The following is a 21379-nucleotide window of genomic DNA, read 5'->3' on the forward strand; positions in this document are numbered from 1 at the left end:
CTCCGTTCTGCGCGACAACGCGGGTCGCGCGATTCGGTTTCATCGCACGCATGAACAACGGGGAAGCAGGAGCTTTATTCCTGTCAGTCGAGCGTGCGGCGGAAGCGAAGCAATGCCATTGCGGCGAAAAACAGGATGAAGCCGCAAAGCCACAACACTTCCGTCGAAATCGCGGCGAAATCCGCTCCCTTCAGCATCACGGCGCGGACGATGCGGTTGAAATGGGTGAGCGGAAAGATCTCGCCGAAATATTGCGCCCAGTCCGGCATGCCGCGATAGGGGAACATGAAGCCGGACAGCAGGATCGACGGCAGGAAAAAGAAGAAGGTGAGCTGCATCGCCTGCATCTGCGTCCGCGCGGCGGTGGAGATGGTGTAGCCGAGCAGCACGAGCGCCATGACGAAGGCCAGGATCACCGAAAGCAGCAGGGGCAGCGAACCGACGAAAGGAATGTCGAACAGGAGCTTTGCGGCGACGAGAACGACCGTCACCTGGACCGCGCCGACGACGAGATAAGGCAGCACCTTGCCGAGCATGATCTCGGTCGGACTTGCCGGCATGGCGAGGAGGTTTTCCATGGTCCCGCGCTCGGTTTCGCGGGTCAGCGCCATCGAGGTCATCATGACCATGGTCATCTGCAGGATCACGCCGAGCAGGCCCGGCACGATGTTGAACTGCGAGATGCCTTCCGGATTGTAGCGGCGGTGGACCACCACATCGAGCGCGCCGCGTGCGTTCTCGGCCGCCGCCTGCTGCATGCCCTGTTCCCTCAGCAGCGCCTGCGCCGCGACGGTGGACAGCGTGGAGATCGCGCCGCTGGAGGCGGAGGGATCGGTGGCGTCCGCCTCGATGAGGATCTGCGGCCTGTCGCCGCGCGAGACGCGGCGCGCAAAATCCGCCGGGATGGTGACGACGAAGGAGACGTCGCCTCGCGTGATGAGCAGTTCGGCCTGCCTCGCGCTCTCCACGACATGGTCGAAGCGGTAGTAGCCGGTGACCTGCAAGGCCGAGACAATGGCGCGGGTGTAGTTGTCGTTGCTGGTGACCATCAGTGCGGCGGGAAGCTGCTTCGGATCATTGTTGATGGCGTAGCCGAAGAGCACGAGCTGCATCAGCGGCACGCCGAGCATCATGGCGAAGGTGATGCGGTCGCGCCGCATCTGGATGAATTCCTTCATCAGCAGTGCGCCGAGCCGGGCGAAGGAGAAGAACCGGTTCATGCCATGTTATCCTTCGAGCCGGCCATGAACTGGATGAAGACGTCTTCGAGGCTCGTCTCGCCGGGCTTGACCGTGATGCCGTCGCGCCGGCCGATCTCCTCCAGCGATTCTCCCAGCGCCGCCTTATCGGAGCCGACGACATGCAGCGTCGCGCCGAACGGCGCCACCTGCTCGACGCCGGGTTTGCCCTGAAGATCGACGGCGACGCGGTCAAGGTCCGGCCCGCTGACGACGAAGGTGGTCAGGCCCGCATTGCGGATGACCTCCTCCACCGTGCCGGACGCCAGCATCCTGCCATAGGAGATATAGCTGATGCGGTGGCAGCGCTCGGCCTCGTCCATGTAGTGGGTGGAGACCAGAACGGTGAGGCCGCCGCGCGCGAGATGATGGATCTCGTCCCAGAACTCGCGCCGCGCCTTCGGGTCCACGCCGGCCGTCGGCTCATCGAGTAAAAGCAGTTTCGGCTTGTGCATGATGCAGGCGGCGAGCGCCAGCCGCTGCTTCCAGCCGCCGGACAACGTGCCGGCGAGCTGGTCGCGACGCGACGTCAGGCCAAGCTCCTCAAGCGTGCGATCGACATGCTCCTTCGCCGGCCTCAGCTGGTAGAGCCGGGCGACGAACATTAGATTCTCGGCGATGGTCAGATCCTCGTAGAACGAGAACTTCTGTGTCATGTAGCCGACTTCGCGCTTGATCTTCAGGCTGTCGGTCCTGAGATCGTGGCCGAGCACCTGGCCCTCGCCCTCGTCGGGCGTCAGCAGGCCGCACATGATGCGGATCGTCGTCGTCTTGCCCGAGCCGTTCGGGCCGAGGAAGCCGACGATCTCGCCTTCGGCCACATCCATAGAGACATGATCGACCACCGTCTTGGTGCCGAAACGCTTGACGAGGCCGCGCACGGCGATGGCGAGCGAGCGTCCGTGAGTGGCGATCGGCGAGGCGTGAACGGCAGCGTCAGTCATTCCGCTCACCGTTGCCGGCGAGACTGACATCGACGATCTGGCCGGGCTGCAGGGCGGTCGCATCGGCTTCCGGCCGCGCTTCGACGAGATAGACAAGCTTCTGGCGCGATTCGAGCGAGTAGATGACGGGCGGCGTGAACTCCGGATCGGGAGAGACGTAACTGACTTTCGCCTTCAATCCCGGCTTGCAGCCGTCACACCGCACGTCGAGCACCGAGCCCACGGCGAGGGCTGAGAAATGCGTTTCCGGCACATAGACCTTCAGCTTCACCGCGCCGTCCGGCAGCATGGAGACGACGGGCGCAGATGGGCCGGCCAGGTCGCCCGGATTGCGGATCACGTCGTCGATGCGGCCCGCCGCAGGCGCTGCGATATCGCGCTTGGACAGTTTCCAGTTGGCCTGATCAAGCGTGGAACGCGCCTGCTTGACCTGATTCTCCGCGGCCTTGATCTCCTCCGGACGCGCCGGCAGATGCGCGACGGCGAGGTTCGCCTCCGCCTGACTGATGGCGGCGTTGGAGACCTCCACCTGCGTGGTCGCCTCGTCCAGTTGCGCGCGGGTCGCGGTGCCTTTCTGGTAGAGATCCTGGATGCGCGCCAGCACCCGTGCGTTTTCAGCAGCCTGCGCCTCGGCCGAGCGCACTGCCGCCTCCAGCACGGCGATCTCCTCGGGCCGCCGCCCGATCCTGAGATCGGCAAGCTGGGCCTCGGCCTGTGCGAGCGCCGCCGTCGCCTGCGCGACCGCGATCTCGGCGTCGCCCTTGTCGAGCGCGGCGATCCGCTTGCCCGGCTCCACCCGGTCGCCGCGCCTGACGGCGACCTCGGTAACCTGCGCCACGTCGATCGGCGCGAGCAGCACGAACTCGCCTTCGACGTAGCCGACAGCCAGCGGCGCGGCCGGCGCGCAGGACGCGAACAGCGAGGCGGCAAGCGGAAGCGAACAGAGAAGGCTCATGTCAGTTCCCCTTCGAGGGATCAGGGTTGCGGGCGGCGAGCATGGCGTCGAGATTGGCGGTGGCCGCGGCGATCACAGCGGCCATCTGCTCCGGGCCGATGCCCGTCCATCCCATGCGGCGGAGCACCGCCTCGCGCCCGATGCGGAAATAGACGATCTGTCCGATCAGGGTGAAAACGGTCAGCCTCGTCGCCTCGGACTCCGCGTCCTCGCCCGTGGCGGCCTGCCAGATGCGGCAGAGACGGCGATGCATCGGCTCGAACATGCGGTTGTAGACCGTATCGAGCGCCGCCGTGGGATGCGCGAGTTCCCGCAGGATGAACTGGACGAAATCCCCTGATTCCGGCCGGCCGAGAAGAAACGTCGCCATGGTCGTGACCACGGTCCGCAGCAGCGCCCGCGCCGTTTCGGCCGTGAGATCGTCAGGCTCGGGCGCGGTCGCCAGCACCTGCGCGGAGAGCGTGCCCATCGTCGCGGCGATATGCTCGGCGCAGGCGATGCGAAGACCTTCCTTGCCGCCGAAATGATAGGCGATTGAACCGATATTGGCGTTCGCCGCGGCGGCGATCTCGCGCGTCGACGTGCCATCAAAACCTTTTTGACCAAAGAGCCGCAGCGCCGCTCCCACCAGGGCGAGGCGGGTCTGATCGGCGGAGGTCTGGGCCGTCGTATTTGTATCTGGAGCGGCGTTCATGCTTCATATATTTAATCAATCGATTGATTAAAGTCAACATATAAGGAATAGCAGCAGAACCGGCCCAACTATCCGCGTCGGCGGCCGGACGAAAAATCAAGAAGAACGAGCGGTCAAAGTGCCTTCAGGATTGCAGCGCTGCGCTGCGCGCCGTCGAGGACAAGTGCGGAACGCGAAGGAGGTGGGGCGGCCAGCGCCGCGCCGATCGCAGCGGCAAGCGCTTCGCCGCTGATACCGTGTTCCGGCAGCACGACGGCGAGGCCGAGGCGCGCGAGGCGTTCGGCGCGCATGGTCTGTTCCGTCTCCCCGCTGGCTGCGAAAGGCACCAGCACCGATCGGCAACCGGCGCGCAACACATCGCAGACCGTGTTGTAACCGGCCTGCGAGACGGAAAGCCGTGCGGAGGCCAGCAGACCGGCAAAATTTGTGCGGAAGCGCTCCACCGCCATGTTTGCGGGTGCGCCGCTCGCGGCGACCGCGAACGCGTCGCCGGCGAGGTTGGGGCCTGTGATGAGCAGCCAGCGCAGGTTCTGATCCAGCCGTTTCGCGGCATCGACAGCCGCGGCGACGAGGTCTCGCCCCGCCGCGCCGCCGCCGGCGGAGACGATAATGTCGAAACGTTCTTGCGAGGGTAAGGGCGGCTCCGGCGCCACCAGTCCAGTATAGGCGACGGGCGGCCGGATCGCGCCGGTAAGTGGAAACGTCTCTTCGAGCCGCACGAAAGCCGGGTCGCCATGGACGAGAACGAGGTCGAAATAGCGGTTGAGCGTATCGACCGTCTCCTCGTTGCGCCCGGGCTTGGTGCGCTCCTGCAATATGTCGCGGATGGAGGTGACGATGCGCGGCCTCGGCTCCGCCTTCACGGCTGCGTCGAGCAGCGGCAGCAGTTCGAACCGCATCTGCCGGCGGCCGAACGGAAAGGCCTCGATGACGAGGATGTCGGGCGCGAGCGCATGGAAGACTTCCAGAAGCCGGTCGCGGCGCATGGCCTCGAATGCCTTGCCGGCCGGCTCGCCGGTCGCTGTCACGAGGCCGGAAAAGCCTTCGTCGCGTGAGGTCAGCGCGGGCAGAGCGACGTGCGCGACGCCCGGCGCGGGAAAACCCGCGACCGGCGTGCCGCCGGTGACGACGGTGACATCGAACCCGTCCGCGGCGAGTGCGCTCGCGACGCGGCTGGCGCGGGCGAGATGGCCGATGCCCAGCAGATGCTGGACGTAGAAGAGGACGCGCCGGCCTGTCATGACCCTTCCCGCCACGACGCCTCGAACAGGCCCGTCAACTGCCTGATGCTCGACCGGTGGTCGAAGGATTCGCGCACACGCTTTTCCGCCGCGTCGCCGAGCCGGCGTCTCAGCGACGGGTCACGGATGGCACGTGCCAATATCGCTGCAAGGGCGGCCGGGTCCTCGGGCGGGATCAGCAAGCCGTTCTCGCCGTCCGTCAGTAGTTCCGGCACGCCGGCGACATTCGTGGACACGCAGACCAGCCGCTGGCTCGACGCCTCGACCAGCACGTTGGGCAAGCCGTCGCGGTCGCCGTCTACGGCGACACGGCAGGGCAGCGCAAAAATGTCGGCGCTTCGGTAGAGCACCAACACCTCCTCCTGCGCGAGCGCGCCGCGCCAGACGATCCTGTCGGTCAGGCCGAGTTCAGTCGCCTGCGCCTTCAACGCGTCGAGACGATCCCCGCCGCCGACATGCTCGAAGTGCCATGCGAGGCCGGAGGGCAGCAACGCCAGCGCCCGCAACAGAATGTCGTAGCCTTTCTTCTCCACAGCGCGGCCGACGCTCAGGATTCGGACAGGCGCGGCCGGATCGCTGCCGTCCCGCTCCGAGTCGGCTTTTGCCGGCGAGCCGAAACGTGTCAGGTCGAGGCCGTGATAGCTGAGATGCACGGTTCCGCCGCCAGCAAGCCGTTTCAGCCGGCCAAACCCATCCTTCGTGCAGGTGACGGCCCAGCGGGCGGAGGCAAGCTTGCCGGCGAGGTCCCAGTCGGGCGAGGTCCAGATGTCCTTGGCATGGGCCGAGCAGGTCCATGGCACGCCGAGCAGAAGGCTGGCGTAGCGCGTCACCGATGCCGGCGTGTGGATGAAGTGCGAATGCAGCCAGCCGGCGTCGCGCGGCCATTCGGCGGCCAGCACCAGCGCCTGCCCGAAGCGACGCACGCGGTTGCGGCTGGTGTCGCGGCCAAGGTCCTTGAGGAAGGCCGGCAGGGCGCTCCGGAAGCCGCGCGTCGGCAGCACCCGGAAGAGCGAGCGCAGGACGCGGCCCGGCTCGTCATGCAGATATTCGGGCAGATAGGAGACCGGCGCCCGGATATCGTCATGGACCGGATGGCGTTTTCTGTCAGTGGGCCGGCGCAGCGCCACCAGCCGGAGTTCGAGTCCGGCCTGCTCCAGCCCGAGCAGTTCCTGAGCGATAAAAGTTTCCGACAGGCGCGGATAGCCTTTCAGCACCACGACGATCTTGCGGCGCATGGTCAAGGATCAGGTCGAGCCTTCGACGACCGAGAGCCGAGGGCGCGAACGCGAATCCAGCCATTCGCCGACGATCTCGGAAATATGGGCAAGGCCGTCCAGCCTCAGATCGGGGTTGCTTTGCGAAGGGCGCGGCCGGTTCGGCAGGTTCTTCAACGCCGAGGCAAAGCGCGGCGCGTCTTCCGCTTCCTCCGGCAGGAGCATGTCGACGAGGCCGAGTTCGGCGGCGCGGCGCGCGCGGATCAACTGCTCCTCGCGCGGACGCACGCGTGGCACGATCAGCGCCGGCTTGTCGAAGGACAGAATCTCACAATAGGTGTTGTAGCCCCCCATGGCGACGACTGCCCTGGCACCGGCGACCAGCTCCTCCATGCGGTTGTCGAACTCGATCATCCTGAGATGCGGGATGGCGCCGCCTTTCTTCAGGAGCTTCTGCCGCTTCCTGGCGGGCATATAGGGTCCGAGCACGACGAGCGCCTTGTGGGTCAGTTCGGGGTCCTGCTGGTATGCGTGGATGACGTCGTGGATCAGGTCCGAGCCGTCGCCGCCGCCGCCGGTGGTGACGAGCAGATAGTCGCCCTCGGGACGATGTTCGGGCAATTGCTGCTGCGACAGGCTGCGCTGCAGGAAACCGACATATTTCATCTTCGCGCGCACATTGGCGGGAACGTCGAGGCCGGTCAGCGGATCGTAGAAATCAGGCGGGCCGTAGGTCCAGATCATATCGTAGAACCGGCCGATCTTGCGCATCACGTCGCGCTGCTTCCACTCGGCCTCGAGCAGATGCGGCGCGTCCATCACCTCGCGCAGGCCGAGCACCAGCGTCGTGCCGCGCGTCTTGAGATAGGCGAGCGTGTCCTCCACCTCGCCGCGCAGGCCGAGCGGCTCCTTGTCGACGATAAAGATATCCGGCTGGAACGTCTCCGCCGTATGCCGGATGATCGACTGCCGCATCTTCAGCGTCTCGTCCAGCGCGTGATGGCGCTCCAGCGATGTGTACTCGCCGTTCCTGAGCTTGATGACGCTGGGAATCTTCACGAAATCGACGCGGGCGCGGTAGTCGAACGCGCCGGCGATCGTGGCCCCCGAAATGATCAGCACGTCGAGGCCGCGATAGTTCTCGACCAGCGCATGGGCGATCGTCCTGCATCGCCTGAGATGCCCGAGCCCGAACGTGTCGTGGCTGTACATCAGGATACGCGCATGTTCGAAACGCCGCATTACAGCCAAACCACTCGATCCTGACGCCGGACAATTCTCATGACACGCAGCCCGCACCAATCGATTTAATGCCGAAAGCCATACCGCCTTGGGACAAGCGCCGGAATATTCCTATTAATGACACCTGACGCCCGCTGCGGAATATCCTGGACGATAGGCGGAAGACGCGACGAGAAGCAACGTAACTTCGCGTAGCTTACCCCACGCCGCGTGAGCCTGCCAACACGGAATCTGGCGGCGGGGCTTGCCCTTCGCGCTCAGCACTCCTCTCCGAAACGGGCGCCGACAAGGGCCTCCAGCGCGCCGACGGCCGCTTCCGCGTCGGGGCCGCTCGCGGTGATGCGTATCGAGCAGCCAGGGCTCGCCGCCAGCATCATCAGGCCCATGATGGATGTTCCGCCTACCCTGATGCCATCCTTCTCGACGTTGATGTCGGCCTGAAAGCCACTGGCGAGCTGAACGAACTTCGCGGATGCGCGGGCATGCAGGCCGCGCTGGTTGACGATGATGACATCGCGGCTGACCGGATCTGCTGACACGCTCGCCACGCTCATTTGCTGGTCAGGAGTTGACTGGCGACATTGATGTATTTGCGGCCGGCATTCTGCGCCTCGTTGAGCGCGCTGGCCATATCGCCCGTCTTGCGCACGCTGGACAGCTTGATCAGCATCGGCAGGTTGACGCCGGCGATGATCTCGATCCGGCCCGGTTCCATCACGGAAATGGCGAGGTTGGACGGCGTGCCGCCGAACATGTCGGTGAGGATGATGACGCCCGAACCGGTATCGGCCGTCGCGACCGCCTGCACGATGTCCCGGCGGCGCTGCTCCATATCGTCGTCCGCGCCGATCGAAACCGTCTCGAAACTCTGCTGAGGTCCGACAACATGCTCGACGGCATTTCGAAATTCCTCGGCGAGTCGACCGTGCGTGACCAGCACGAGACCGATCATTCTGCTTTGGCTCCCGTCATAGCGCGTTCATCGACGCCTGCTACTCTCATCGCGCTTCCGGCGGGCCGGCAGCGAGTGCGCTATCTTGTCGACCGGCGGTCGCTTGACAAGCCCAAATTTGCCGAGCACTGGGCCATTTTGACGCATTGGACGACTATCGGCGCTCCGCCTGCCCGTCATGTTCATCCGGAAAGGCAGGCGCGGATCGCGGCGATGGCCGATCGTGTCGCCCGCTCGCGCAGCGTCAGCGACGGTACCGGAACCCCCGCGATCGTCTCTTCTCCCGGTTCCTGGTAACGCGGCGCCATCGCGCTTTCGGCGAGACGCACGACGAGATCGATGACGGCGCGGCTCTCCGCCGGGCACGGCACAGGGCCGAGGCCATGGACCTCGACCAGGCCCTCGATGGTAGGGGGCGCCTCGAGGATCAATCTGCCGCCGGCAATGCGCGCCAGGCATTGGTCGTCGGCGATAAGGCGTGCGAAGCAGCCGCGCCCGCGCCAGTGTTCGATCAGGCCGAGTGCGAGCGCCGTCTTGCCGGCGCCGGAGCGCCCGGTGATGAGGACGCCCTTTTCGCCCAGGATCACCGCCGTTCCGTGCAGATTGCTCGCCGGGCTCATCCCTCGGCCGGCAACGTCACCACGAAACGGGCGCCCTTCACCTCGCCGGGCTTGGTGCCGGGAATGTTTTCCGCGGTCAGCGTGCCGTTATGCGCCTCGATGATCTGGCGGCTGATCGACAGGCCGAGGCCGGAATTCTGGCCGAAAGCCTCGCTCGCGGGCCGGTCGGTGTAGAAGCGCTCGAAGATGCGGTCGATGTTCTCGGCGCGGATGCCCGGTCCGTTGTCGTCCACGGTGATGATGTTGAACTTGCCCGATCGCGACAGATTGATCGAGATGTGACCACGGTCGTCAGGCACGAAGGAGCGCGCATTCTCGATCAGGTTGGTGATGACCTGACCGATGCGCAGGTCGTGGCCAAGGCAGTAAAAGCCCTTGGCGCCCTGCGGGAGCTTGCCAGCCTTGAAGGCGATCTCCACCGTCTTCTTGTGCCGCCCGCCATCGGCGGACACCGATACGAGGTCGCCGATCAATTTCCTGAGATCGACCTTGCCGGCATCCTCGCGCGCCAGTTCCGCGTCGAGGCGGGACGCGTCCGAAATGTCGGTAATCAGCCGGTCGAGCCGCCTGACATCGTGCTGGATGATCTCCATCAGGCGATTGCGAGATGCCTCGTTCCTGGCGAGCGGCAGCGTCTCAACGGCGCTGCGCAGCGAGGTCAGCGGATTCTTCAGTTCGTGGCTGACATCAGCGGCGAAACTCTCGATGGCGTCGATTCGCGCATAGAGCGCATTGGTCATGTCGCGCACCGCGACGGACAGGTTGCCGATTTCGTCCTGCCGGTCGGAAAAATCCGGGATCTCCTCGCGGCTCTTGACGCCGCGCCGCACCCGCACGGCCGCGGCGGCCAGACGCCGCAGCGGCTGGGCGATCGTCGAGGCGAGCAGCATGGAGAGGATGGCGTTGGCAAGGGCCGCCACGCCGAAGACGCGCAGGATCGCCTTGCGCTCCTCGGCGACGATCTTGTCGATGTCGCCGCCCTGCGTGGAGAGCATCAGCACGCCGAGCACGGCGCGAAAGCGCTGCACCGGCACGGCGACGGAGACGATCTGCTCACCCTGCTCGCTGATGCGCACTTCCGTGGCCGGAGTGCCGGTCAGCGCCCTTATGACCTCGGGAAAGGCGGCGCCGCTGCCGCCCGGCTGCTCGCGATAGATGGGAAGATCCGTCGGGCTGAAGAAGTTCGCCACACGCTTGTAGATGCGGTCGAGCAGATCCGGCTGGTCGTCGGCCACCGGCGGCAGGTCGAAACGCAGGATCTGGCCGCGCGAATAGAGGTGCCGGGAGTCCAGCAGCAGGTTGGCGTCGCGGTCGTATATGCGCGCGCGAGTGCGCGTTGGCGAGATCAGCCGCCGGAGCACGGGCGCCACGCGTTCCGGGTTGATGGGGAAGTCGAGGCTGTCGAGCTGGTCGCTGCCCGGTGCGAGGCTCTCGCCGGCCTGCAGCTCCAGCAGCTTTTCGGGGTCGATGCGGATGGAATCCGTCTCGACGGTCGCCGAGGAGGCGATGGCTCCGGCGATGATCTCGCCCTGCGTCATCAGGCTTTCGACGCGGGCCTCGATAAGGCCGTCGCGGAAGGTGTTGAGATAGAGTACGCCCACGACGAGCACGGCGAGCGCCGCGAGGTTGAGGAACAGGATGCGGCGCGTCAGGCTGGAAAATATGTAGTGGCCGAGCACACGGCGCATGGGCACCGTGATCCTGCTCATGAGGCGTGGCAGTGTGCGGCCACGCCCCGGGCCGGCTACAGCCGGCTTCCTGATCTCGATGTCAACCGCCATTTGCGGCGCAGGCTCCCGGCTTACGCTTCGCGGAAGCGGTAACCCACACCGTAAAGCGTCTCGATCATCTCGAAGTCGTCGTCGACCGCCTTGAACTTCTTGCGAAGCCGCTTGATGTGGCTGTCGATGGTCCGGTCGTCGACATAGACCTGCTCATCATAAGCCGAATCCATCAGCGCGTCGCGGCTTTTTACGACACCCGGCCGCTGCGCCAGCGAATGCAGGATCAGGAACTCCGTGACGGTCAGCGTCACCGGCTCGCCCTTCCAGGTGCAGGTGTGGCGCTCTTGGTCCATGACGAGCTGGCCGCGTTCCAGCGATTTCGATTGCTGGTTCGGCGTCTTGGCTGCCGCTTCGCGGGCGCTGGCCCGGCGCAGCACGGCCTTGACGCGCTCGACCAGCAGGCGCTGGGAAAACGGTTTTCGGATGAAGTCGTCGGCGCCCATCTTGAGGCCGAAAAGCTCGTCGATCTCGTCGTCCTTGGACGTCAGGAAGATGACGGGCAGGTCGGTCTTCTGGCGCAGGCGGCGCAGAAGCTCCATGCCGTCCATGCGCGGCATCTTGATGTCGAGGATCGCGAGATTCGGCGGCCGAGCCGCCAGTCCTTCCAGCGCCGAAGCGCCGTCGGTATAGGTTTCGACGCGATAGCCTTCGGACTCCAGCGCGATCGAGACCGAGGTGAGGATGTTCCGGTCGTCGTCGACAAGCGCGATAGTCGCCATTTCGTTTGGCTCCCTCATGAGCGGGCGTCCCTTCCTGCTTCAGGACGCGCTATTGGAGGACAAATTGGGTACAAATTGTGGCAGAGATTCCCGGCGGAGTCACCCTGGCCTCGTTCCGGGACGGAGTCTGCACCCGCAGCGCGCTACGCTTATAAACGATTTAAAAGAAATTCAAAAATCTTAAATCGATTAATAATTTGAAATTGCTTCGCTTTTCTGCTTCCCGCTTTTTGTGAGGCTGCGCAGATGGTCTCGCGCCCGGCATGGGCGGCGTGCGGCGTATTTCATATCGAGGGGAATGCATGATCGAAATCGGGAAGCGCAACCCGGCGTGCGGAATCGCCGCCATGGGTCTGCGGACGGCTGGCACGGTGCGGTACAATTTCGCGCCTCATGCGCTTTACGAGGAGGCGCTGCGCCGCGGCGAGGTGGGACTGACCGCGTTCGGCGCGCTGGTAGCCGACACCGGGCCCTATACCGGCCGCTCGCCGAAGGACAAGTTCGTGGTCCGCGACGAGAACACCGAGGCGAGCGTCTGGTGGGACAATAACGCGCCGATGTCGCGCGCCCAGTTCGATCTGCTGCATGCCGATTTCCTCGCCCATGCGGCGTCGATGGACCTTTATGTGCAGGATCTCGTCGGCGGCGCCGACCCGACACATGCCCTGCCGACACGCGTCGTCACCGAACTCGCCTGGCACTCCCTGTTCATCCGCAACCTGCTGATCCGGCCGGACCGCGCGGCGCTCGACAGCTTCGTGCCGGAAATGACGATCATCGACCTGCCGTCCTTCAAGGCCGATCCGGCCCGCCACGGCACCCGCACCGACACGGTGATCGCTCTCGATCTTGCCCGCAGGGTCGTGCTGATCGGCGGCACCGCCTATGCCGGCGAGATGAAGAAATCCGTCTTCACGGCGCTCAACTATTCGCTGCCGGGCAAGGGCGTGATGCCCATGCACTGTTCGGCCAATGTCGGCCCCGCCGGCGATTCGGCCGTGTTCTTCGGCCTTTCCGGCACCGGCAAGACGACGCTTTCCACCGATCCGAACCGGACGCTGATCGGCGACGACGAGCATGGCTGGGGCGAGGACGGCGTCTTCAATTTCGAGGGCGGCTGCTATGCCAAGACCATCCGCCTGTCTGCCGAGGCCGAGCCAGAAATCTTCGCCGCCGCCAATCGTTTCGGAACGGTGCTGGAGAACGTCGTGCTCGACGAGGAGGGCGTGCCGGACTTCGACGACGAATCGCGCACGGAAAACACGCGCTGCGCCTATCCGCTCGATTTCATCCCGAACGCCAGCGAGAGCGGTCGCGCCGGATATCCGAAGAACATCATCATGCTGACGGCCGACGCCTTCGGCGTCATGCCGCCCATCGCGAAACTCACGCCGGCGCAGGCGATGTACCATTTCCTCTCCGGCTACACCGCCAAGGTCGCCGGCACAGAGCGTGGGGTGACAGAACCGCAGCCGGAATTCTCGACCTGCTTCGGCTCGCCCTTCCTGCCGCGCCATCCCTCCGAATATGGCGACCTGCTGCGCCGGCTGATCGCCGAGCATCAGGTCGACTGCTGGCTGGTCAACACCGGCTGGACCGGGGGCGCCTACGGCGTCGGCAAGCGTATGCCGATCAGGGCGACACGCGCGCTTCTCTCCGCCGCGCTCGACGGTTCGCTCGGCAATGCCGAGTTCCGCACCGATGCCAATTTCGGCTTCGCCGTGCCGGTGGCGGTGCCGGGTGTCGACGCCGCCATTCTCGACCCGCGCTCGACCTGGGCCGATCCCGCCGCATACGACCGGCAGGCCGCCAGACTGGTGTCGATGTTCGCCGCCAATTTCGAAAAGTTCGAGAAGCATGTAGACGCCCATGTGATGGAAGCGGCGCCGCAGCTGCGGCAGGCGGCGGAGTGACGTTTGGTTGTGAACAGTGAACGGTGAGCAGTGAACAGAGGTTGCCGACAGCAGAGACCGGCGTTCCTTTGCTCACTGCTCACTGCTCACTGCTCACTGCTCACTGCTCACTGCTCACTGCTCACTGCTCACTGCTCACTGCTCACCCTCTTTTCATTTTCTTCCCGTCGGGCCATGTGTTCCGCATGACCAGCGACGACATCATCGAGGTAGTGGCGGGCGTCGCAATCCATCCGGGCGACCTTGAGGAGACGTTCATCCGGGCGTCCGGTCCCGGCGGGCAGAACGTCAACAAGGTGGCGACGGCGGTGCAGCTGCGCTTTGATGCCCGCAACGCTGCCGGCCTGCCGGAGCGGGTGCGCGAGCGCGCCCTGAAGCTCGCCGGCCAGCGCGCGACCAAGGATGGCGTGATCGTCTTCGAGGCGGGCCGCTTCCGTACGCAGGAGCAGAACAGGGCCGACGCGCGGGCGCGGCTGGTGGCGCTGATCACCAGGGCTGCCGAGCCGCCACCGCCGCCGCGCAAGAAGACGAAGCCTTCCAGGGGTGCCGTCGAAAGGCGGCTGAAGCAAAAAGCCGGGCGCTCGACGGTGAAGAAGATGCGCGGACGGGTGGAGCAGGACTGAGGCTTGTGCAAAGGCCTTTCCATCGCTACGGACGAATGCCAATCTGCGGATCGGGCGGCGCTTTCAGGGAGAATGCCAAATGGGAATGTTCGATTTCGTCAAGAGTGTCGGCAAGAAGCTCGGCTTCGGTGACGAGGAGGAGGCCGCGCCGAAAGCCGAGGAGCTGAAGAAGGAACTCGATTCCCACAAGCTGGGTACGGAGAACGTTCAGGTGGTCGTCAAGGGCGACACCGCCGTGCTGAAGGGCGTCGTGAAGGACCAGTCGATCTTCGAGAAGGCGGTGATCGCCGTCGGCAACACGCTCGGCGTCTCCAAGGTCGAGGCCGAGGAACTCAAGATCGTCGCGCCGGAATCCGGGCTGAAGCTCGACGGCAATGTCGACATGAATGCCGTGGTGGCGGCCGCGACGCCCGCCAGGGAGCCGGTGTTCTACACGGTGAAGAAGGGCGACAATCTCTGGAAGATCGCCGAGGCGCATTACGGCAAGGGCAAGGGTGCGAAGAACAACATCATCTTCGAGGCCAACAAGCCGATGCTGAAAAGCCCGGACAAGATCTATCTGGGACAGGTGCTCCGTATCCCCGACATCGAGCAGGCCTGATCGCGCGGCGACAGGGTCGAACGACCGGCGGCTGGCGCGAAGGCCACTTTGATCCCATATTCGTAGCACCGGATATCGGAACGGCTAGGCGTATCGGGCATCAACGACGTTTGTCCGCGTCGCCCGCGCCGAATCCGGATAACTGACGGCCGACCTTGACGAGGAGTTGGCGCATGGCGTGCGGATCTGGATCGTTTCTTCGCGGTTTCGATGTGAAGCGCCTGAAGCTGCTTGCGGGCGCGCTGACCGGATTGCTGATGCTGACGCAGTCGCCGGTTCTCGCGGCTGATTGCAAGGCCAGCCCGGCACCTTCGGTCGACTGGCAGGATTGCAACAAGAGCCGGTTGATGATCCCCGGCAGTGCGCTTGCCGGGGCGAACCTGACCAGCACCGATCTCTCCTACACCGATCTGCGCAATTCGAACCTTGCCAGCGCGAAGCTGGAGAAGGCGACGCTGTTCCGCGCGTCGCTCAACGGCTCCAATGCCGACAAGGCGAATCTTTCCCGGATCGAGGGCTATCGCACGACCTTCGTCGGCGTTTCGGCGCAGGGCGCATCCTTCGCCAGCGCCGAGCTGCAACGGGCGGATTTCAGCGGCGCGAACCTGACCGGCGCGGATTTCCAGAAAGCCGAGCTCGGCCGGGCCGTCTTCGCCGACGCGGTGATCACCGGCGCGAAATTCGCCATGGCCAATCTGGCCCGCGCCAATCTTGCCGGCGCCCGCTTCGAAGGACCGCTCGATTTCTCGGGCGGCTTTCTCTTCCTCACCCGTCTGGATGGCCTCGACCTGAGTCAGGCGACGGGGCTGGAGCAGTGGCAGATCGATCAGGCCTGCGGCGACGCCAGCACCAGGCTGCCCGCGTCGCTTTCGGCTCCTGCCGACTGGGCCTGCCCGGCCGGCGAATAAGCCTCGCTTTCCGTTCGACACCTGCGCCGCGTGAGGCTATAGAGCCGCTTCCAACGGATTCCCCGACATGACCGAGACCATCGAACGGGCGGTGGCCCGCCGCCGCACTTTTGCGATCATCGCGCACCCGGATGCCGGCAAGACGACGCTGACGGAGAAGCTGCTGCTGTTCGGCGGCGCGATCCAGCTCGCCGGCGAGGTGAAGGCCAAGAAGGACCGCATCCAGACCCGATCGGACTGGATGAAGATCGAGCGCGAGCGCGGCATCTCGGTCGTCACCTCGGTGATGACCTTCGAATATGGCGACAACGTCTTCAACCTGCTCGACACGCCCGGCCACGAGGACTTTGCCGACGACACCTACCGCACGCTCTCGGCGGTCGATTCGGCCGTGATGGTGATCGATGCGGCCAAGGGCATCGAGCCGCGCACGCTGAAACTGTTCGAGGTCTGCCGCATGCGCGACATTCCGATCGTAACCTTCGTCAACAAGATGGACCGCGAGGCCCGCAATACCTTCGAGATCCTCGACGAGATCGAGCAGAAGCTGGCGCTCGACACCGCGCCGATGACGTGGCCGATCGGCCAGGGCAGGACCTTCGCCGGCACTTATCATCTCGCCCAGAACGCGGTGCGGCGCAGCGACGAGGAGGTGGAGCGCGTCAAGGTCAACGGCCCGGACTCCAACCGCGTCGCGGGGTTGCTGCCGGAAAACGACCGGCAGGAATTCATCGAGGAGCTGGAACTCGCGCGCGAGGCCTGCCGCCCCTTCGATCTCAAGGCCTTTCGCGAAGGCCATCTGACGCCGGTCTATTTCGGCTCGGCGCTGCGCAATTTCGGCGTGCGCGATCTGATCGAGGCGCTGGGCGATTTCGGCCCGTCGCCGCGCGACCAGGAAGCGGACACGCGGGTGGTCCATGCGACGGAGGACAAGATGACGTCCTTCGTCTTCAAGATCCAGGCAAACATGGACCCCAATCACCGCGACCGCATCGCCTTCGTCCGCGTTTGCTCGGGCAAGCTGGAGCGCGGCATGAAGGCGAAGCTGGTGCGCACCGGCAAGCCGATGAGCCTGACCGCGCCGCAATTCTTCTTCGCCCGCTCGCGCATCACCGCCGACGAGGCTTTTGCGGGCGACGTCGTCGGCATTCCTAACCACGGCACGCTCAGGATCGGCGACACGCTGACGGAAGGCGAGGAAATCCTGTTCCGCGGCGTGCCGAACTTCGCGCCGGAAATCCTGCGCCGCGTGCGCCTCGGCGACGCCATGAAGGCGAAGAAACTGAAGGAGGCGCTGCAGCAGATGGCGGAAGAGGGCGTCGTGCAGCTCTTCTCGCCCGAGGACGGCTCGCCGGCCATCGTCGGCGTCGTCGGCGCGCTGCAGCTCGACGTGCTCAAGGAGCGGCTCAACGTCGAATACGGCCTGCCGGTCGATTTCGAGATGGCGCGCTTCTCGGTCTGCCGGTGGATATCGGCTGACAGTTCGCTCGAACTGTCCCGCTTCATCGAAAGCCATCGCGGCGACATCGCCCGCGATCTCGACAACGATCCGGTGTTCCTCGCGCCGCACGAATTCGGCCTCAACTACGAGGCAGAACGCTGGAAGGACATCCGCTTCGCGGCGGTGAAGGATTATCAGGTCCGCGAGGCGGCCTGATCCTGCTTCAGCCGCTCGAAAAGGATGATCGGCTTGTCATGGTAGACGGTGCGCGCCAGCTCGACGAAGCCGAGCTTTCCGGCGACGCGCAGCGAGGGTGCATTTTCAGGATCGATGATGCAGGTCCGCCGCAGGTTCGGAAAATGCTCGTCGGCCCAGCGAAGCGCCGCGCCGACGGCTTCCGTGGCGATGCCGCGACCCTGCGCCTCGCGCGCAAGCAGCCAGCCGACCTCCATCGTGTCTTCGGTCGAGGGCGACATGTCGCGGCGGGAGGCAAGGAAACCCGCCTCACCGAGAAAAAGCCCGGTTCGCCTGTCTTCGATCGCCCACATGCCGTAGCCGAACAGAGCCCATGTGCCGGCATAGCGAAGCATTCTCGCCCAGGCGTCCTCACGCGGAATCGGCTTGCCGGAAATGAACCGCATCACTTCCGCGTCCCGGAGCATGGCGAGATAGGCGTCGAAGATTTCGGGACGATGACCACGCAGCACGAGACGTTCCGTCTCGATGACGACTGCCGCGCTCAAACCGTGATCGTCCTCAGCCTTTCGGCGATCATCGCGGCGAGGCGTTCGGCCACCGCTTCCTTGGTCATGTCCGCCCATTGATCTATGCCGTCGCGCGAGACGATGGTGACGCTGTTGCGGTCGCCGCCCATCACGCCGCCCGAACCGTCATGGCTGACGTCGTTTGCGACGATGAAGTCCGCGCCCTTCTTCTTCAGCTTGGCCTCGGCGTTCTTCAGCACGTCCTGCGTTTCCGCCGCGAAGCCGACAACGAGATAGGGCCGTTTCGGGTGATGGCCGATGCCGGCCAGAATGTCGGGGTTCTCGATCATCTTAAGCGACGGCGGGCCTTCGCCGGCGACCTTCTTGATCTTTTCGCCGGCCTCGTTCGCCGTGCGCCAGTCGGCCACGGCCGCGACGAAGATGCCGGCGTCGGCCGGCAACAGTTGCTCCACCGCGTCCTTCATCTCGCGCGCGCTTTCGACATGAACGGTCTTCACCCCAGCGGGATCGTGGATGGACACTGGACCGGACACCAGCCGCACATCCGCGCCGAACCGCGCCAGCGCAGCGGCGATGGCATGACCCTGCTTGCCCGACGAGCGGTTGGCGATGTAGCGCACCGGATCGATCGGTTCATGCGTCGGACCCGACGTGACGATGACCTTTTTCCCCGCCAGCGGCTTCGGGCGGTCGTCGAGCAGCGCTTCGACGGCGGCGACGATCTCCAGCGGTTCGGCCATGCGGCCTTCACCCGCCTCGCCGCTCTCGGCCATCTCGCCCCTGTTGGGGCCGACAAAGAGAACGTCGTCCTGAATGAGCGTCGCATGATTGCGCCGGGTCGCGGGATGGCTCCACATGCGCGGATTCATGGCCGGCGCCATCAGCACGCGCTTGTCGGTGGCGAGCAGCACGTTCGAGGCAAGGTCGTTCGCCAGCCCGTTGGCGAGCTTGGCCATCAGGTCGGCCGTGGCCGGCGCGACGACGATCAGGTCGGCTTCGCGGGACAGGCGGATATGGCCGACATCATGCTCGTCCTGCCGGTCGAACAGGTCGGTGAAGACGTTGCCGGCCGAAAGCGCGCCAACCGAAAGCGGCGTCACGAATTCCTGCGCGGCGGCGGTCATCACGCACCGCACCGACACGCCGCGCTCGCGCAGACGGCGGATCAGGTCGAGCGATTTGTAGGCCGCGATACCGCCGCTGATGATGAGCAGGATGCGCTTGCCGGAGAGGATCATTGCGGCTCCCAAGGATTTATGAGGGCAATACCACAGTTCTCGAAATCCAGGACATTGCGCGTTGCAAGGGCATATCCATGGGTGAGTGCAATTGCGGCGATCTCGCAATCCATTTCAGAGATCGGCCGCCCGGCTTGCCGGCGCTGCGAGAATATTCGCGCGTACTGAACGGCGGCTGCCTCCTCGAAACCGAGAACCGGCGTGGTAAGTCTTTCTTCGAAGAAGAGTTCGATCGAATCGGCGAGCGCTCGTTTGCGCTTGCCATCCTGCATAAGGGCAAGTCCGGTCAGGAGTTCGGCCTTGTTCACCGATGTCACGAACACTTGATCCGGAGGTTGTTCCCGCAGCCATCCGCCGACGCCTTCGTCCGGCGCCGGCCGGAATATCTCCGAGATGACGTTGGTATCAAGGATGACCATCGCCCTCGTCCTCCCAATCCTCGAAGGGAACAGGACGAGGCGCTCGTTGACGCGGCGGGATCGGAATGTCGAAGCCGCCATGCGGTTCCACGAGCTCACGGACGGCGTCGTAGAGATTCCTTGGCGGCCGAGAAACTTTCTCGCGCGCCGAAGCCGCTTCACGCAGGACGACGCGCAGCTCTGCTTCCAGGGAATTGCCGTGCCGCGCGGCGCGTAGACGCAATCGCTGCTTTGTTTCTTCCTCGACGTCCCTGACGGTAACGCTGGCCATGTCAGCCTCCTCTCATCGAACAGAATGCTTGCAAAGTAGTCAATGATTGCAATGCAATCAAGCCAGGCGCCACGCAATCCAGACCAGCGCCGCCGCTATCACCCATAGCGCGATGCGGCCCGAGCGCGAATAGCGGGCCTCGGCCTTGCCGATGGCGCGGGCCGTCTGCTCGTCGAAGCGCAGGCCGTGCTCGGCCATGGCGTCGATCTCGCGCGACAGGCGCTCTGTGCGGGCAGCCAGGTCCGGCGCCTGCCGGGCCAGCGACACCAGCGCGCTGATGCCGTCCCGCGCATCGACCAGCATGCCGCGCGGGCCGAGATTGCCGGCGATCCAGTCGGCCACCACGGGCTCCGACGTCTTCCACATGTTGAAGGACGGGTTGAGCGTGCGCGCCACGCCTTCCACCACCACCATGGTTTTCTGCAGCAGCACCAGTTCGGGCCGCGTCGCCATGTCGAACAGTTCGGTGACTTCGAAGAGCAGCGTCAGCAGCTTGGCCATGGAGATGGTCTCGGCGGACTGGCCGTGGATCGGCTCGCCGATGGCCCGGATCGCCTGCGCGAAGGAGGCGACGTTCTGGGCGCGCGGCACGTAGCCGGCTTCGAAATGCACCTCCGCCACGCGCATATAGTCGCGCGTGATGAAGCCGTAGAGGATTTCGGCAAGGAAACGGCGCTCCTTCTTGCCCAGCCGGCCGGAAATGCCGAGGTCGACCGCGACGATGGTGCCGTCGGCTTCCACGAAGAGGTTTCCGGGATGCATGTCGGCGTGGAAGAAGCCATCGCGCAGCGTGTGCCGCAGGAAGGACTGGATGAGGTTCGCGGCGATGGCGTCGAGATCATGTCCGGCGGCGCGCAATGCCTCGACATCGTTCATCTTGATGCCGTCGATCCATTCCAGCGTCAGCACGTCGCGGCCGGTGCGTTCCCAGTCCACGGCCGGCACGCGGAAACCCGGATCGTCGCGGGTGTTCTCGGCAAGCTCGGAGAGCGCGGCGGCTTCGAGCCTTAGATCCATCTCGATCTTCGTCGTCTGCGCCAGCGTCTCCGTCACCTGGACGGGACGCAGGCGACGGCTCGAGGGGATATATTTTTCCTGCAGGCGGGCGGCGACAAAATAGCTTTCGAGATCGCGATAGAAAAGCTTGCGCACGCCCGGCCGGATGACCTTGACCGCGACCTTGCGTGTCCCGTCCGCGCTGGCGATATCGGCATCGTGCACCTGCGCGATGGAGGCGGCGGCAACCGGCTCGCCCAAGCGCTCGAAAAGTTCGCCGACAGGCCGGCCGAGCGACGATTCGATCGCCGCCACCGCCTGCTCGCGCGGAAAGGTCGGCATCTTGTCCTGGAGCCGGGCGAGATCGAGCGCGATGTCGTTGCCGACGACGTCAGGACGCGTCGCCAGGAATTGGCCGAGCTTCACATAGGAGGGGCCGAGGCGCGCGACGGCGTCGGAAAGCCGCTGCGAGCGGTCGAGGCCTCTCGCCCGGCGTCTGGTCAGCAGGCGCGCGATGCGCCATCCGGTGCGCGGCAGGCCGGTGAGCTCGTCGCCGGGCAGGGCGCCGATGACGCCCTCGCGCGTCATCACCCAGCCGGCGCGCACCAGCCGCAGGAATGCGCCGACGCTGCTCATTCGGC

At 65.1% G+C, this 21379-nt stretch carries 22 protein-coding genes; 5 read left to right on the forward strand and 17 right to left on the reverse strand.

Annotated features, from left to right (window positions below; genetic code table 11):
* Positions 1-83: 83 nt before the first annotated feature.
* From M9955_08285 to M9955_08340, 12 genes are all read right to left on the reverse strand, one after another.
* A complete protein-coding gene (locus M9955_08285; GenBank protein ID MCO5081641.1) occupies positions 84-1220 on the reverse strand; it encodes an ABC transporter permease in 1137 nt (378 codons plus the stop codon).
* The gene (locus tag M9955_08290) at positions 1217-2182 is read right to left on the reverse strand and encodes an ABC transporter ATP-binding protein (GenBank protein ID MCO5081642.1); all 966 of its coding nucleotides are present in this window, start codon (positions 2180-2182) and stop codon (positions 1217-1219) included. The genes M9955_08285 and M9955_08290 overlap by 4 nt, the downstream gene beginning before the upstream one ends.
* Complete coding sequence (locus M9955_08295; GenBank protein MCO5081643.1) at positions 2175-3137, reverse strand: HlyD family efflux transporter periplasmic adaptor subunit; 963 nt, start codon at positions 3135-3137, stop codon at positions 2175-2177. The genes M9955_08290 and M9955_08295 overlap by 8 nt, the downstream gene beginning before the upstream one ends.
* A gap of 1 nt (position 3138) precedes the next feature.
* Entirely contained in the window at positions 3139-3831 is a 693-nt protein-coding gene (locus tag M9955_08300) for a CerR family C-terminal domain-containing protein (GenBank protein ID MCO5081644.1), read from the reverse strand.
* Positions 3832-3944: 113 nt separating this feature from the next.
* A complete protein-coding gene (locus M9955_08305) occupies positions 3945-5072 on the reverse strand; it encodes a glycosyl transferase (GenBank protein MCO5081645.1) in 1128 nt (375 codons plus the stop codon).
* Entirely contained in the window at positions 5069-6313 is a 1245-nt protein-coding gene (locus M9955_08310; protein ID MCO5081646.1) for a glycosyltransferase family 4 protein, read from the reverse strand. Before M9955_08310 ends, M9955_08305 begins: the two co-directional genes overlap by 4 nt.
* A gap of 3 nt (positions 6314-6316) precedes the next feature.
* Complete coding sequence (locus M9955_08315; GenBank protein ID MCO5081647.1) at positions 6317-7528, reverse strand: glycosyltransferase family protein; 1212 nt, start codon at positions 7526-7528, stop codon at positions 6317-6319.
* 257 nt (positions 7529-7785) lie between these two features.
* Entirely contained in the window at positions 7786-8082 is a 297-nt protein-coding gene (locus M9955_08320) for an HPr family phosphocarrier protein (GenBank protein ID MCO5081648.1), read from the reverse strand.
* Positions 8079-8480, reverse strand: a complete 402-nt coding sequence (locus tag M9955_08325) for a PTS sugar transporter subunit IIA (protein ID MCO5081649.1) — start codon at positions 8478-8480, stop codon at positions 8079-8081. Before M9955_08325 ends, M9955_08320 begins: the two co-directional genes overlap by 4 nt.
* Positions 8481-8662: 182 nt before the next feature.
* Positions 8663-9067: an HPr kinase/phosphorylase gene (locus M9955_08330; protein MCO5081650.1), complete on the reverse strand. Its 405-nt coding sequence runs from the start codon at positions 9065-9067 to the stop codon at positions 8663-8665.
* 29 nt (positions 9068-9096) lie between these two features.
* On the reverse strand, positions 9097-10809 hold the full coding sequence (locus tag M9955_08335) for a sensor histidine kinase (GenBank protein MCO5081651.1): 1713 nt from the start codon (positions 10807-10809) through the stop codon (positions 9097-9099).
* Between the two features lie 92 nt (positions 10810-10901).
* Positions 10902-11621: a response regulator transcription factor gene (locus tag M9955_08340; protein ID MCO5081652.1), complete on the reverse strand. Its 720-nt coding sequence runs from the start codon at positions 11619-11621 to the stop codon at positions 10902-10904.
* A gap of 284 nt (positions 11622-11905) precedes the next feature.
* Here M9955_08340 and M9955_08345 point away from each other — a divergent pair, with 284 nt between their 5' ends.
* From M9955_08345 to M9955_08365, 5 genes are all read left to right on the forward strand, one after another.
* Positions 11906-13516, forward strand: coding sequence for a phosphoenolpyruvate carboxykinase (locus M9955_08345; GenBank protein MCO5081653.1), 1611 nt, complete (start codon positions 11906-11908; stop codon positions 13514-13516).
* Positions 13517-13701: 185 nt separating this feature from the next.
* Positions 13702-14139, forward strand: a complete 438-nt coding sequence (gene arfB, locus M9955_08350; GenBank protein MCO5081654.1) for an aminoacyl-tRNA hydrolase — start codon at positions 13702-13704, stop codon at positions 14137-14139.
* 79 nt (positions 14140-14218) lie between these two features.
* Positions 14219-14740: a peptidoglycan-binding protein LysM gene (lysM, locus tag M9955_08355; GenBank protein ID MCO5081655.1), complete on the forward strand. Its 522-nt coding sequence runs from the start codon at positions 14219-14221 to the stop codon at positions 14738-14740.
* Between the two features lie 257 nt (positions 14741-14997).
* Positions 14998-15648, forward strand: a complete 651-nt coding sequence (locus tag M9955_08360) for a pentapeptide repeat-containing protein (GenBank protein MCO5081656.1) — start codon at positions 14998-15000, stop codon at positions 15646-15648.
* Positions 15649-15715: 67 nt separating this feature from the next.
* Complete coding sequence (locus M9955_08365) at positions 15716-17305, forward strand: peptide chain release factor 3 (protein MCO5081657.1); 1590 nt, start codon at positions 15716-15718, stop codon at positions 17303-17305.
* On the opposite strand, the gene M9955_08370 is transcribed toward M9955_08365, so the two are convergent.
* Genes M9955_08370 through ubiB form a run of 5 tightly spaced genes read right to left on the reverse strand, consistent with a single transcriptional unit; the run spans position 17284 to position 21374 of the window.
* Complete coding sequence (locus M9955_08370; GenBank protein ID MCO5081658.1) at positions 17284-17832, reverse strand: GNAT family N-acetyltransferase; 549 nt, start codon at positions 17830-17832, stop codon at positions 17284-17286. The two genes, M9955_08365 and M9955_08370, sit on opposite strands and share 22 nt — an antisense overlap.
* Positions 17829-19052: a bifunctional phosphopantothenoylcysteine decarboxylase/phosphopantothenate--cysteine ligase CoaBC gene (gene coaBC, locus M9955_08375; GenBank protein MCO5081659.1), complete on the reverse strand. Its 1224-nt coding sequence runs from the start codon at positions 19050-19052 to the stop codon at positions 17829-17831. Before coaBC ends, M9955_08370 begins: the two co-directional genes overlap by 4 nt.
* Positions 19049-19471 (reverse strand): type II toxin-antitoxin system VapC family toxin, encoded by a 423-nt coding sequence (locus M9955_08380; GenBank protein MCO5081660.1) that lies wholly within the window; start codon positions 19469-19471, stop codon positions 19049-19051. Before M9955_08380 ends, coaBC begins: the two co-directional genes overlap by 4 nt.
* A complete protein-coding gene (locus M9955_08385) occupies positions 19458-19742 on the reverse strand; it encodes a plasmid stabilization protein (GenBank protein ID MCO5081661.1) in 285 nt (94 codons plus the stop codon). Before M9955_08385 ends, M9955_08380 begins: the two co-directional genes overlap by 14 nt.
* A gap of 57 nt (positions 19743-19799) precedes the next feature.
* Positions 19800-21374 carry a 2-polyprenylphenol 6-hydroxylase gene (gene ubiB, locus M9955_08390; protein ID MCO5081662.1) on the reverse strand — a complete coding sequence of 525 codons (1575 nt, stop codon included), beginning with the start codon at positions 21372-21374 and terminating at the stop codon, positions 19800-19802.
* Positions 21375-21379 lie beyond the last annotated feature (5 nt).

Source organism: Rhizobiaceae bacterium (genome assembly GCA_023953845.1).
Lineage (GTDB): Bacteria > Pseudomonadota > Alphaproteobacteria > Rhizobiales > Rhizobiaceae > Arvimicrobium.